Origin of the sequence: Konateibacter massiliensis (assembly GCF_900184995.1) — a bacterium.
Classification (GTDB): Bacteria; Bacillota; Clostridia; order Lachnospirales; family Lachnospiraceae; genus Lachnotalea; species Lachnotalea massiliensis.
The window spans coordinates 1,214,091-1,227,524 of record NZ_LT860099.1 but is presented as its reverse complement, the minus strand read 5'-3'; the positions used below and the strand labels follow the sequence as shown (position 1 = coordinate 1,227,524).

The following is a 13,434-nucleotide window of genomic DNA, read 5'->3' as shown; positions in this document are numbered from 1 at the left end:
TCAAAGTATATTCTTGTCAAAGTAAAATAGAGTGTTAAAATAGAAGTAAAATAATCTGAGAAACATGGAGGCTACTATGAGCGCGATATTTACGAGAACAAGTGTCAGAAGCTACGAAGATAAAGAAGTGGAAGCAGAAAAGGTTGAGCAGCTCTTAAGGGCGGCGATGGCAGCGCCTTCTGCCGGAAATCAACAGCCATGGGAATTTTATGTTGTGACGGATAAGAGTAAGCTGGAGAAGCTTTCAAAATGCAGCATGTATGCGGGATGTGCAAAAGATGCTCCGCTTGCGATTGTCAACTGCTACCGCAAAGAGATTAAAATGCCGGAGTATGCAGAAATTGATTTGAGTGCCAGTACGCAGAACTTATTACTGGAAGCAACTGAGTTAGGTCTTGGAGCTGTTTGGCTTGGAATTGCACCGCACAAAGGCCGAATGGAGGCAGTGAGAGAGATACTCGAAATACCCGAGGAGTTGGAGGTTTTTGCGGTAATTCCGTGCGGCTACCCTCAAAAAACTGCAAAGCAGCAGGATAGATATGAGGAAGCACGCATACATTATGTAAAATAGAAGTATTTTTAAGCAGCATGACGAAGCTGGAAGCAGATTTTTAGGATATGAATAACAGCAGGAAAGGGGTCTCATTCTTATGGGACTCCTTTCCTATATTTGGACAAATTTACAGAGGAAATGTTTAACAAAATGTACAATAGACAGTCAGGGAATGCTATGCTATAATAGCGGTAATTATGAAATAGGAGTATGTAATGGAAAATAGGAATTGGGACGATTATTTAAATACGGAAATTGACTGTAACTGCGGCATGAAGCACAGTTGTGAAATAGATAAAATTATTGTAGAGGAAGGCGCAATCTCAAAGCTTTCCGAGTTTATTATGGCAGGCTTTTATCACAATACCTGCATTGTATGCGACCAGACGACCGAAGAGATTGCAGGTAAGATGGTATATCAGGAGCTTCGAAACAATCTAATTCAGTTTGAACCGATTGTGTTGAAGGAGAAAGAGCCAATCGCAGATGAGAAAAGCATCGGTGAGATTATGATGCACATTGCTCCGAAATGCGATTTGATTATCGGAGTAGGCTCCGGCACGATTAACGATTTATGTAAATTCATCAGCTTTAAGATGGGAATTGACTATATTATTGTAGCTACAGCTCCGTCCATGGACGGCTATGCCTCGAATGTATCTGTCTTGATTAACAATCATTTGAAATGCAGCTACGAGGTAGGGCGTGCGAAGGCTGTTTTTGCAGATACAGATATATTGGCTGAGGCACCGCTGCACATGATTTCGGCAGGTGTCGGCGATATATTGGGGAAATATGTATGCCTCACGGATTGGAAGCTGTCTCATCTTGTTACCGGGGAATATCATTGTGATTTTGTTGAGGCACTTGTCAGAGATTCCTTGGACCTTGTGGTCAAAGCGGCAGACAGATTGAAGGAGCGGGATAAGGAGGCAATTTCGTCTCTTATGGAGGCCTTAATTTTATCAGGGATTGCAATGAGCTATATCGGGAACTCCAGACCGGCTTCGGGAAGCGAGCACCATCTGTCACATTTTTGGGAACTGACCTTCTTGCAGGAAAACCTGCCGTGTCCGCTTCATGGAACGAAGGTGGGAATAGGAACGGTTGCCGCGATAAAGCTGTATAATCGGGTGAAAGAGAATTTGGGGTATATAGATTTGTTGGCTGCACCAAGCTTTGAGGAAGAAGAGTGGCAGGAACAGATAAAAAGCGTATATGGTCCGGCAGCGGAGGATGTGATTGCGCTGGAGGAGAGAGTACATAAAAACAGCAATGAGGCAGTGGCAGAGAGACGGGAAGTTGTAAAAGAAAAACGAGATGAGATTATCAACCTGATTAACCATCTGCCAAAAGCGGAGGCAATCAGTGAAATTCTAAGTTCGCTGGATGCTCCGTATTTACCGGAGCAGGTGGATATCAACATGCAGCTTTTGAAAAACAGCATTATCTACGCCAAGGAGCTGAGAAACCGCTACGGGCTTTTACAATTGCTATTTGATTTGGGTGAATTGGAAAAATTTCGCACGCAGGATATGAATGAATTTATAGAAATATGGCTATAATCCAAAATAAAAAGGAGTGAGCCAAATGAAATTTTATGTGGATCCAGATGTCTGTATTAGCTGCGGACTTTGCCCTGAAAAAGAAGGGGAAGTATTTCGAATGAATGATGAGGGAGTAGCAGAAGCATATCAGGAAGCGACGAAGGATAATGAGGAAAGTGCTATTGATGCGATGGATAGCTGCCCGGTAGAGGCAATTTCGCAGGTTTAAAAAAACGTTAAATTATGCAAACGAAAAAATGAAAGTAATCACCACTTAGCGGTAGATTAAATGTCATTTTTTCGTTTGATTTATATTTAGGAGAAATTATTTATCATTCGTATAGAATAGCAGCAAAGAAATCAAGTTCCAATGACTTCTGAGTTTTTATTTAATAAGGATTTTCGTATTAGGTCAACCGGAATAACGGAAAAGGCGAGCAACCCGACCAAAATCAAATCATTAAAATCGAGTTTAACCGTCCGAAAAACAGTTCCGCCATAATAAATAATGATGGTTTGAATAATGGTTACGAATCCCATTATTAATATAAAAGGCTTATTTGCTGCCAAATAGTCTAATAGATTCATTTGATGAGTTCTGGCTGAAAAACTTGTAAATATAGCAGAATACATAAATAGAGAGAAAAAGGCAGTCATCTTATAAGCATCATCCTGAAATCCAAATAAGCTTTGTATGGCAGAGCTTTTTAGGAAAAAAAGGCATAAGCAGGTGGAATAAATACTGTTTACGGTTATCTGCTGCAACATATACGGATTAATAATTTTTTCATCACGTGATTTAGGCTGTTCATTCATGTAACTAAGCCGCGCCTTTTCACCGCTAAAAGCGAGGCCAGCTAATGTGTCCATAACAATGTTAATCCAGAGCATTTGTATAACCGTGATCGGAGAATCAATCCCGATAAGAGGTCCGATTACAGTAACTCCAACTGCGCACATGCAAATACTTAGCTGATAAATAATAAATTTACGTATACTCTTAAAAATAGTACGCCCATAACAAACCGCCTTGGAAATCGATATGAAATTATCATCAAGAATTACGATATCTCCGGCTTCTTTCGCTACTTCTGTACCACTTCCCATAGCAAATCCAATGTCAGCCTGTTTCAGTGCAGGGGCATCATTTACGCCGTCGCCTGTCATACCCACCACAAGTCCTTTTTCCTGCGCTATTCGCACCAGCCGGCTTTTGTCTGACGGTAGGGCACGAGCTACAACTCTTAGGTTCGGGAGCTTATTTGAAAGGGTGCTATCCGACATAGCATTCAGTTCATTAGAGGTTATGACTAAATCACTATGATTTCTTATTAGTCCGACTTCTTTTGCGATGGCGCGGGCAGTAGGAGCAGAATCACCTGTAATCATAACGGTTTGAATACCGGCACTTTGAACCTCCTGTATCCCTTTTACTGCATCAGGACGGATTTCATCACGCAGCCCCACAAGCCCTACCAGAATTAGATTTTCAAATCTATTTGTGTTTTTTGAGCCTGTATTTCCGCTATTACTGGTCACGGCGATTGCAATCATACGAACTGCTTTTTCTGCAAAGTGTTTTAAAATATTATCTAGCTCAGATTTATTGGCCAATGGAGAAACATTGCCGTACTCATCATAATACTTCGTACAGGAAGTTAATATTTTTTCCGGAGCCCCCTTTACTAAAGTAACATTCCAGTCTCCGGATATAGTAGTAGCCATGTATTTTAAATCACTTGTAAACGGTATTACATTTACCTTTTTAATATTTTTATTATTACTTTTTAAATTTGAAGTAAATTCCAGCATGGCACGGTCTGTTGCATTTCCGCCTATCGCAACACCCTGATTCAGACTGGCGGCACAATTATACTGTATGGAGTCATTTAAAATCTGCCATATTTTTGAATTATTTATCCCAACTTCATTTTTATTCCATACCTTACCATTTCCAGCAATAAAATGGGTTACATTTAATTTTCCTTGTGTCAATGTCCCTGTTTTATCAGTAAACAGTATATTGAGACTTCCCGCTGTTTCAATGCCTACCAGCTTGCGTACCAATACATTGTCTTTTAGCATACGCTTCATATTAGCGGAAAGGACTACTGTTATCATCATCGGAAGTCCTTCTGGCACAGCCATAACAATGACGGTAACAGCGAGTGTGCATGCTTTTATCAGATGCGGAAACATGATACTCCAGGTAGTGACTGTTTTTAAAATAAGTGTAAGATTAAATTCATTATCCAGGATAATGTTATTAAAAAAATATGCACACACAGAAAAAAGAGCAGCCACATACCCAAGTTTACCAATTGATTCTGCAAGGCCACGCAGGCGAATTCTAAGTGGACTTTCCCTTGTTTCTTCTTGAATTTCAGCACCGATACGTCCATAGTAGGTATTATCTCCAACGGCAGTAACCTCCATCACCCCTTCTCCGGAGCATACAATCGTGCCCGAAAACAGCATTGTAGGATTTAAAAAGTTATCCTTGCTTAATCCGGGTTTTTTAATTAAACTCTGAGGGGATTTTGTGACTTCTTTACTTTCTCCGTTCAATGAAGATTGATCTACATCGATATTTCCTTCCATTATAAGACCATCTGCCGGAATCCGATCACCCGATTGCAGTAAAATGTTATCGCCGACAACAATTTCATTTACCGGTATTTGTATTAACCCATCTGCCCGATAAACTCTGCACTCAATGCGGGCGGCTTCTTCCTGGAGCTTTTCAAAAGCAGATTCGCTGCCATATTCGGACAAAGTAGATACAAAGGTTGCCAGTAAAATGGCTATCGCAATTCCAATCGTTTCAAACCAACTAGACTCATGAAACAAAAAAATAATATTGATAACAAGTGCAATCAATAAAATTTTAATAATCGGATCGCCGAAACTCTCTAAAAAACTAAGGAGAAATCCTTTCTTTTTTTTCCTGCTGATAAGATTTTCTCCATATTTATTTCTGGCTTGTCTCACTTCATCATCTGTTAATCCGCGCTTTCCGTTGCGACTATCATAATTTGGCGTAGTATTTTCTTTTAAGGCTAGATTACTGTTCATATTCTTTCTACCTCCTTTCAGTTATAATATGTAGACAAGTGTGGGAATAGAATTTAACTTTTTATTGTTTGTATTTAGAGATACATTTAACTCAAAATGGAAGATTGATTTCAGAATGTGAATCTTGTTTACAAAACGGGAAAGTGGGATTACATTTAACCATAATTTATCAAAAAAATCAAAATTTTGTCCATTCGAGCTCTCAAATGTCCCATTCGTGCATTATGATTGAATTTCAAAAAAATTTATGCTAATTTATTTAATATAAACAGCAGTTTTATTAGGGTCTACAGCATTTGCAGCCAGTGGTTCTTATAATTTCACTTTTACTGCTAACAGTTCAACACAATACTCTACATATGTAGCAAAGGCCAATACGACAGATCATGCAATACTTTCTCCAACATCAGGTAATTTAACCACTTCGCGCTATATTACGATGTTTGTGCAAAAGGCTGGGAGCGATGTATCACTGGGATACAAGTTATCGTCAAATTCAGGCAGTAAAGAAATATCATATAGTACAACGTCCACTGGTAATCATAGATTAAAAGCAGTTCCAAGTGCTGTAGGTCCTACATCAACAGGTACATGGACACCATAAAGAGAAAAAATATATTCTGAACCTGCACAGAATATATTATGAAGGTATTAATTATTTGCTGGCTATAGATTTATTCATAATTTTACAAGTAGGAGAGTTGAAGATGCCCAAAAAGATAATAATAATTAGTATATTTATGTCATTTTTTTTCATAATGGCAGGATGTAGAAATTCAGAGGCCACTAGCCAACAGTCTGAAGACGAGTGGAACTTTCAGGTAGATGAAATGCTTAACGATGATTTGAAAGCTAACTTTTCGGTGGAATTTCCAGATGATTTTAAACCTGAAGTGATAGAAGCAGCGGCAGATAAAGATTATTTTCTCAATAATAAAGAGCAAATAAAAGAATTTTTATTTAAAGATATTCCGACACAGGAAATTAAGGAAGAGGTAAACGATTACGAAGGGCTTACAACAGTAATAATAAGAAATAACGAGAGATGCCTGTTGTTTGGTAATGATAGTAGTTCATTATATTATTCAAATAATGAAACATTATCCGACTGTTACAATCTAATATATTCTGGTGGAACATCAGCACAAATATTCTCAAGGGATTTAGAACGCTTTAAAGGCGATGAATTACCTGGGATTTCTCAAGAAGCGGCACGGGAACTGAGTGATGAAATGTTAACAATGTCTGGATTTAAGGCTGGTTTTGAACCCGAGTGCTATGCATTGGATGTGAACGTTATGAATGACATTTGGGAGGAAAATAATTTTTCTTCTGTTTCCTTTACGAATCGTAGCGAGTGGATAGAGGGAGAAGATGCCTATCTTTTTATTTATCAAGGTAATGTTAATGGGATTGCAGTTGGATATTCTGAAAATGCAGGATTATCATCGTTTGCTTATAATTTAGTAGGAAAAGATGGAATTATTACATCAAGTGTAGGATGCAATTTAAGTAAAATTGAATCAGAAACAGTTGATGTTATTCCTCCTGAACAAATGTATGAAATAATTAAAAATAGGTTTAATAACCTTATGATAAAAAAGGTGGAAATTACAGATTTATCTCTTACATATGAAATAACAGAATATTCTTTTGACACTTTTATAGCAGAATTATCTCCAGTATGGATTTGTACTTTTTCCTATGAAGAAAGTGATACAAACAATAGTTCGAATAAAGTTATAAATACTTTTAGGTTTAATGCGATTACGGGAAAGGATATCTAACTATGAAAGATAGTAAAATACGTTCCTTTTTTAATATGATGAAAATGAATTTGTTTCAGAGTATAATATCCTTTAAGTTTATTGTACTGACATGTGGAATTATACTTGTTTTTTATGCAAGTGCATGGGATACGCTGCAGCTCTTGATAAAAGGAAAATTTAGTGGATATAGTAGCATGGTATCTCTTTTTTCCAGTATCATAGGGCTTGATCGTTTTAAGTCAGTTATTATAATCTTGTTAGCTTCCATTTATACTTCGAGTTTTTGCGAAGACTGGAACAGTCGTTTTCTCCATATGATTGTTGCACGTAGTTCTGTTAGGATGTATGCGTGGGCCAGACTGACGGCAAACGCATGTGCAATTTTATTTTCATTTTTGGGAAGTGTATTAGTATTTTCAATTTCGTTTTCCTATTTATTTCATTTGCCAATGGTCAATCATAAAGAGATATTACAGATTATTTCCAACTTTTCACCATATGAAAATATTGTGAAGAATTATCCTGGTATCTTATACATATTACTTATTACCTTGATTTTTGGTCTTTCTGTCGTTTTTCTATGTACGGTTGGGATGGTTTTTACTGTATATTTCCCAAATAAATTTGTCGCTATTGCAATGCCATTTATAGCTTATTACATATTATGTTCTCTTACACTTTTTTTTCCTGAACCACTTTCTTTTTTTGGATTATCAACAGGGGTAAAATTAATTCCGTTGGGGGCGCTGGGTAACTTTTTATATACAATAGGAGTACTAACCGGCTTATGGCTTCTTTCATGTTTTTACTTTGAAATTATTTTAGAAAAGAGGTTAGAGAATGAAATCCTATAAGCAGGTCTTGAAAGTTACGCTGTTTCAATTTCTAAAATGGAGACGAGATTATCGTATTCATATGATAGTTATTACCGTACTGATATTATTATTGAAATATACAAGCGGAATTAAAACGTTTGCCAAAGTTTCCGGCTATCCATCTTCGCCATGGTTATTGCCAATACTAATGGAGAATTATTATGTTAGTATGGGACTTTTAAAAGTTCTACTGCTTTTTGGTGTTATTTTTTTGTTTTGTGATGCTCCATTCTTTGATCCTGCAAAACCTTATCTTTTGATACGATGTAAAAGAAGGGCATGGTGGCAGGGAGAAGTACTTTACATTATTATGACCTCTTTTTTTTATTTATGTGTTATAACAATCGGCAGTGTGTTGAGCTTGTTGCCAAACGTAGCTTTTATGTCAGATTGGGGAAAAGTATTAGGAACACTTGCGCTTACAAATGCGAGAGATACTTATGCGCCTACATTGTCTTTTTACCCTAGTTTAATAACAATCTACTCTCCAATCTATGCAATGTTTTTGTCATTTGTACTTAATTGGTTAGCATCAGCTTTATTAGGACTGATTATTTATTTTTGTAATATTAATTTAAAAAGGAAAGAGCCAGGTTTGGCTCTTGCAAGCTTTCTGGTATTAGTTGACCCTATTGTTCGTTACATTGGAAACCCTGATTTCTATTGGATTTCCCCTGTATCTTGGTCAAGTTTGTCTAGTTTAAGCCGATTAAATGGAAATAAATATCCATCTGAACTCTATGCTGTTATTATGTTTCTTATAATTATAGGAACTTTAATTGTTATGATTGCAAAAAACACAAAACATAGAGATATTACATCAAATGATTTTATATAGGAGGAAGTGGTATGGCTGTAATAGAAATTATGAATCTTACAAAACAATTCAATAAATCTATTGTATTAGATAATATATCCATTAACTTTGAAGCAGGTAAGATATATGGATTAGTTGGGCGAAATGGTTCGGGTAAAACGATGTTATTAAAATGTATTTGTGGCTTTGTGATTCCTAGCATAGGCACGATAAGAGTACATAATAAATTATTAGGTAAGGAGATTGATATTCCGGATAATATTGGTACAATTATAGAGAATCCAGGGTTTCTACCTGATTACTCTGCGGTTAAAAATTTGAAGATGCTGGCGATGATTCGTAACCGAATTGGAATAAAGGAAATAAAGGATGCAATTACAATGGTGGGGTTAGACCCTGATAGTAAAAAGAAAGTTGGTAAATATTCACTAGGTATGCGTCAACGATTAGGACTGGCACAAGCAGTTATGGAACAACCTGATATTTTACTTTTAGATGAGCCAATGAATGGTCTTGACAACGAAGGTGTTGAAGATATAAGGAATGTGATTTTAAGTTTAAAAAGGCAGGGAAAAACGATAATAATAGCAAGCCATACAAAAGAAGATATTGAAATTCTATGTGATGAGGTTATTAGAATGGATCATGGAAAAGTTATTGAGCATATAAGTACAAATAGAAATACGTTGGAAAGCGAATGACAGAACTTCGTGAAATACGAAAGAAGGAAGAAATCATTAATTTGATTTTGTGATGATTTGGATATAAAAGACGATAAAATAAAATTCACTTTGTTTACAATTTGTACGGAGTACATGAAGCGTGCTCCGTTTTTATTAGGGCTTTAGCCTGTTAAACTGAATACGTAAATGTCAAATTATCCTCCTGCCAATGAAGTAACGCTGCATCATAAGCGGCGTGGTTTGTAACATTTAACAGATAGGTCTTTTGACCAAGGTAGTCATAAATCTAATTTTAAGGTTTCTATATTTCCCTTTGTATCCGTCAGTTTCGGAACCATATCCAGTAGGTGTGTAAAGTGATAATAAGGATTAAGATTATTTAGCTTTTAGTTTAAAGTTTTTATGAGCAAGTTTCGTTTGGTTTTTAACAAGTTTTGTTTTTAAAAGAAAAAGATTAATGGACGATATAATAAAGTTTTTAACAAAGCATTAATAGAAAAAGAGTTTGGATGAATACAAGTAAAGGTGGATAAGATGTTTCATACTTAAAATTTCGATGAATTTACTATTTTTATAGAAAAATATAGAAAAAAGGTATAAAATATAATAAGTTAGTTCTTAATGTCATAAAACTTATGTAACTAAAGAAATTTAATGTTATAAAATCAGTTGCATATTATAGCAATAATGGGAAACTGGCACAAGGTTTGAATGTGGCTATAATATGAAATATGAATAGATATCAGAAGTAATAATCTAAGATGTATTTATAAAAATTAGGAGGTTGATGTTTATGACAATTAATAAGAAATTGTTGACAATTGGGGATATTTACGCTGGAAAACCAGATGCTAATGATGAAATAAAAGAGCAAGGCTACGATGAGTTTGTTAACAGCTATATCGAACCAACAGGAATAGATATTGAGGAAATAGCCATCACAAAATACGGCTCTCCATATTTTGTGATGGGTGATAAGGGAACAGGAAAAACGGCGTTACTACATTTTCTTGAAAACTATGTTAGGACATTAGATGATGCAGCATGCTCATCCTTTGTTTTTTTTGAAAGTGGATACTCGCAGGTAGATAGAGCAAAATTAAATACAATATCCCAGGCTATCTCAACACCAATAGCCGTGGATGCATCTATAGCTGCATCTGGTAAAGAATTAGAGTGCGACTTTACGTACATTTGGAGATGGCAATTTTATCAAAAAATTATTGATGATAATAAGAGTTTTAATAGTAACCTTTTCATAGATGATGATGACTGGACTAAATTCTGCCATGAGATATCAAAAATCGATAAAACTATCTATAGTGGAAAAATGCGTATTCCAGCTAAAATTACATTCTCAGCAACTACCAATCCTCAATTTGGAACCGTAGAGCCAAGTATTGGTGTTGAACCTTTGGATTTATCCAAACCTCACTTTAACAATACGGCAAGTTATGGCGACTTCATTAAGATCATTCAAAAGGCGGATGACCTTATTCTGAACGTAACAAGAACGGATATACCATACTATATTTTCATTGATGAATTGGAAGCATACAGAAGTGGCAGTGATGTATTCTATCGAGACTTACGAATGATTAGAGATCTTCTTTTTACCACGAAGAGGATGAATGACACTTTTCGTGAAAGAACAAAATTTGTTTGTTCTGTTCGATTGGAGATAGTTAATTCAATAAATCGTTTTGTACAATCCAACCAGTTACACAAAATTATGCAAGGATATGATAAGAGGCTTACTTGGGAATATACGAATACAAACTCGTTTAAGCACCCAATTATTAGCATACTAATAAGACGGATAGAAATGGCAGAAGAAAAAGCTGGTATTGTCAATTCGACACAGCATGATCTTATCAAAAGATGGTTTGTGTCACAAGTTTACAATACACATATATGTACATATATTCTTGATAATACGTGGCACAGACCTCGAGATATAGTGCGGTTAATCCTTGCAGCTCAATCTAAAAATTCAAAAAGATTCTACTCGTTTAATCAAAATGCATTTGAAACATTTATGCACGTCTACTCTAAACAATGCTTGGTGGAAGTACAAGAGGAGATGCGTGCACTCTATACTGCAGAGGAAATAGATTGTATTGTTCAGTGTTTTCGAGGATATAAAACTATATTTTCGTATGATGAAATCAATGAGCGAGTAGGCAAACTGTTTCCCAATACCTTCTTAACCGAGAAACTGGTTACGGTTCTTAATGATTTATACAGGATCGGATTTATTGGGAATTATTTGAATAAAGATACTGCAACCCAATGGGAATATAAGGAGAAGTATTCTTTGTTAATTGATTCACCTTGGAAAATGATTATTCATCCATCATTAAATGTTGAATTGTCTATAAGTGGTAGAAAAGACAAACATTTTAACATTTACGCTAGTGGCAATGTAACACTAGAAAACTCGCAACCTTTATGCCAAGCAGACATTTCTTTAAAGTGTATCGAGTGCAGTGGCACATTTATATTTTCGGCAGGCGAACAAGAATTCTATGCTCAACAAAATTTTCGTGCACCTAAACGATGCATAAATTGCCGAACTGCTCGTAAAAATGCCACTCGTGCATCAAGAGAATATTTTAGTGTTAAGTGTTCTTCTTGTGGAGTAGATGCTAAGGTGCCTTTTGAGCCGAAAGAAGGACACCCTGTTTATTGTTGGGAATGCTTAAATAATAACCACTAACTATACATTTTCCATAAGCTCAGAATTAAGCTATAATTTTCAATGGCCCATTATATTTATTATATGATATTAAATATAAAAGGTTTGAGAAGCTAATTTTAAAATGAGGTGAATTGATTGAAGTATCAATGTCCGTGCTGTGAATTTTATACATATTCAATAGCGCCTAAAGATGATGAAGGTTATATATGTCCTGTATGTTTTTGGGAAAATGATGTTTTTTTGGAAAACGATACAGAATATAGTTGTTGTAACCATGGCATTACATTGCGAGAAGCTAAAAGAAATTATAAAGAATTCAAAGCTTGTGAATTTAGTATGATTTCCTATGTACGATTACCAAAAGAAGATGAGTTAAAAGAGTAAATGTAACTACAAATTATTTAGGGATCTTCCTATTATATTTATAAACAGTCATTAATAAGATATTATTTGATACCAATTATTCATATAACACACAGACAAACAGGAGTTTATTGGAGGATAATGAAATGGCAGATTTTTTATCGGCAGCCTTACCATGGCTGCTAATTGGAATTGCAGTTGCTATTATTGCAGCCAATTTCAGTAGGAAAAAGAGAAAGCTAAGTCCAAAGGAGCAGGGGCATTTGGATAAAGCGAAATCAACAAAGGTAGATTCTGAGGACAATTACATGTCTGTAGGAATGTGTCTGGGAATGTGCGCAGGAACCGTATTAAATTCAATGGGAATTATATCACTTTCGTATGGCATCAGTTTTGGAATGCTCATTGGTATGGTTGTAGGGATGTGTATTAACAAACAAAATCGTTTATAATAACGATTTTTTATAATAGGAACAAAGAGGATGATGAATGAAAGCATTACTGGTAATAGATATGCAAGAAGACTATGTTGGAGAAGGAAGAAATAAAAAACGATTTCCTTATAACCCGGAAATATTAATTCCACGAGTTAATCAGAGAATTTTGGATTTTGTGGATGCAGGAAACATGGTAATCTATATCGTCAATCGATTTTTTTATCAAAGGAAAATATATATACCACAACTTGTTAAAGGGATAAATATTATAGAGCCTAATACAGTTTTTGTTAAAAGTAGAGTCAGCTGTTTTACTAATGCTGAGTTATCTCAGTACTTACGTGACAAAAGAGTAACGGAAGTAGAAATAGTGGGAGTTGACGGAAATTATTGTGTGGCAGCATCAGCGCGTGACGGAAAGAAAAATGGTTTAGCGATTATATTTAATCATTCATGCATTGGAGCAGCAGATGCAGATAAGTTAGAGAAAACACTTAGTCAACTTGCAAATGATGGTATCTCAATCCTAGAATAGTTTTATTTATGGGCGTAATGTGAAGCTGACAAACCTTAATTTATAACCGGGCAGAGGCTCTGCGGTTTTATACCATGTT

General features: G+C 35.6%; 12 protein-coding genes. 11 read left to right on the top strand and 1 reads right to left on the bottom strand.

The features are described 5' to 3' along the window. The first annotated feature begins 76 nt into the window (after positions 1-76). The 3 genes from CTY48_RS11445 to CTY48_RS11435 all read left to right on the top strand — a co-directional run bounded on the left by CTY48_RS11445 (position 77) and on the right by CTY48_RS11435 (position 2,329). On the top strand, positions 77-571 hold the full coding sequence (locus CTY48_RS11445) for a nitroreductase family protein (protein ID WP_099468617.1): 495 nt from the start codon (positions 77-79) through the stop codon (positions 569-571). A 197-nt stretch (positions 572-768) separates the two neighbouring features. Continuing rightward, positions 769-2,118 (top strand): sn-glycerol-1-phosphate dehydrogenase, encoded by a 1,350-nt coding sequence (locus CTY48_RS11440; RefSeq protein WP_099468616.1) that lies wholly within the window; start codon positions 769-771, stop codon positions 2,116-2,118. A gap of 25 nt (positions 2,119-2,143) precedes the next feature. Continuing rightward, positions 2,144-2,329, top strand: a complete 186-nt coding sequence (locus tag CTY48_RS11435; protein ID WP_099468615.1) for a ferredoxin — start codon at positions 2,144-2,146, stop codon at positions 2,327-2,329. 131 nt (positions 2,330-2,460) lie between these two features. Here CTY48_RS11435 and CTY48_RS11430 read toward each other — a convergent pair whose 3' ends face one another. Further along, the gene (locus tag CTY48_RS11430) at positions 2,461-5,175 is read right to left on the bottom strand and encodes a calcium-translocating P-type ATPase, PMCA-type (RefSeq protein WP_099468614.1); all 2,715 of its coding nucleotides are present in this window, start codon (positions 5,173-5,175) and stop codon (positions 2,461-2,463) included. A gap of 707 nt (positions 5,176-5,882) precedes the next feature. Between CTY48_RS11430 and CTY48_RS11425 the strand changes: the two genes are divergently transcribed. From CTY48_RS11425 to CTY48_RS11390, 8 genes are all read left to right on the top strand, one after another. Continuing rightward, a complete protein-coding gene (locus tag CTY48_RS11425; protein ID WP_099468613.1) occupies positions 5,883-6,962 on the top strand; it encodes a hypothetical protein in 1,080 nt (359 codons plus the stop codon). A gap of 2 nt (positions 6,963-6,964) precedes the next feature. Beyond that, positions 6,965-7,798: a hypothetical protein gene (locus CTY48_RS11420; RefSeq protein WP_099468612.1), complete on the top strand. Its 834-nt coding sequence runs from the start codon at positions 6,965-6,967 to the stop codon at positions 7,796-7,798. Further along, positions 7,785-8,657: a hypothetical protein gene (locus CTY48_RS11415; protein WP_099468611.1), complete on the top strand. Its 873-nt coding sequence runs from the start codon at positions 7,785-7,787 to the stop codon at positions 8,655-8,657. The genes CTY48_RS11420 and CTY48_RS11415 overlap by 14 nt, the downstream gene beginning before the upstream one ends. A gap of 11 nt (positions 8,658-8,668) precedes the next feature. Continuing rightward, entirely contained in the window at positions 8,669-9,337 is a 669-nt protein-coding gene (locus CTY48_RS11410; protein WP_099468610.1) for an ABC transporter ATP-binding protein, read from the top strand. 775 nt (positions 9,338-10,112) lie between these two features. Further along, the gene (locus CTY48_RS20000) at positions 10,113-12,038 is read left to right on the top strand and encodes a P-loop ATPase, Sll1717 family (RefSeq protein WP_328587802.1); all 1,926 of its coding nucleotides are present in this window, start codon (positions 10,113-10,115) and stop codon (positions 12,036-12,038) included. A 117-nt stretch (positions 12,039-12,155) separates the two neighbouring features. Then, complete coding sequence (locus tag CTY48_RS11400; RefSeq protein WP_099468609.1) at positions 12,156-12,404, top strand: CPCC family cysteine-rich protein; 249 nt, start codon at positions 12,156-12,158, stop codon at positions 12,402-12,404. 125 nt (positions 12,405-12,529) lie between these two features. Next, entirely contained in the window at positions 12,530-12,835 is a 306-nt protein-coding gene (locus CTY48_RS11395; protein ID WP_099468608.1) for a hypothetical protein, read from the top strand. A gap of 37 nt (positions 12,836-12,872) precedes the next feature. Beyond that, entirely contained in the window at positions 12,873-13,355 is a 483-nt protein-coding gene (locus CTY48_RS11390; protein WP_099468607.1) for a cysteine hydrolase family protein, read from the top strand. Positions 13,356-13,434: the final 79 nt, after the last annotated feature.

Excerpts from the sequence above, each read along its gene's own strand:
- CTY48_RS11445 (WP_099468617.1), top strand. The coding sequence starts at position 77 with ATGAGCGCGATATTTACGAGAACAAGTGTCAGAAGCTACGAAGATAAA.
- CTY48_RS11440 (WP_099468616.1), top strand. The coding sequence starts at position 769 with ATGGAAAATAGGAATTGGGACGATTATTTAAATACGGAAATTGACTGT.
- CTY48_RS11435 (WP_099468615.1), top strand. The coding sequence starts at position 2,144 with ATGAAATTTTATGTGGATCCAGATGTCTGTATTAGCTGCGGACTTTGC.
- CTY48_RS11430 (WP_099468614.1), bottom strand. The coding sequence starts at position 5,175 with ATGAACAGTAATCTAGCCTTAAAAGAAAATACTACGCCAAATTATGAT.
- CTY48_RS11425 (WP_099468613.1), top strand. The coding sequence starts at position 5,883 with ATGCCCAAAAAGATAATAATAATTAGTATATTTATGTCATTTTTTTTC.
- CTY48_RS11420 (WP_099468612.1), top strand. The coding sequence starts at position 6,965 with ATGAAAGATAGTAAAATACGTTCCTTTTTTAATATGATGAAAATGAAT.
- CTY48_RS11415 (WP_099468611.1), top strand. The coding sequence starts at position 7,785 with ATGAAATCCTATAAGCAGGTCTTGAAAGTTACGCTGTTTCAATTTCTA.
- CTY48_RS11410 (WP_099468610.1), top strand. The coding sequence starts at position 8,669 with ATGGCTGTAATAGAAATTATGAATCTTACAAAACAATTCAATAAATCT.
- CTY48_RS20000 (WP_328587802.1), top strand. The coding sequence starts at position 10,113 with ATGACAATTAATAAGAAATTGTTGACAATTGGGGATATTTACGCTGGA.
- CTY48_RS11395 (WP_099468608.1), top strand. The coding sequence starts at position 12,530 with ATGGCAGATTTTTTATCGGCAGCCTTACCATGGCTGCTAATTGGAATT.
- CTY48_RS11390 (WP_099468607.1), top strand. The coding sequence starts at position 12,873 with ATGAAAGCATTACTGGTAATAGATATGCAAGAAGACTATGTTGGAGAA.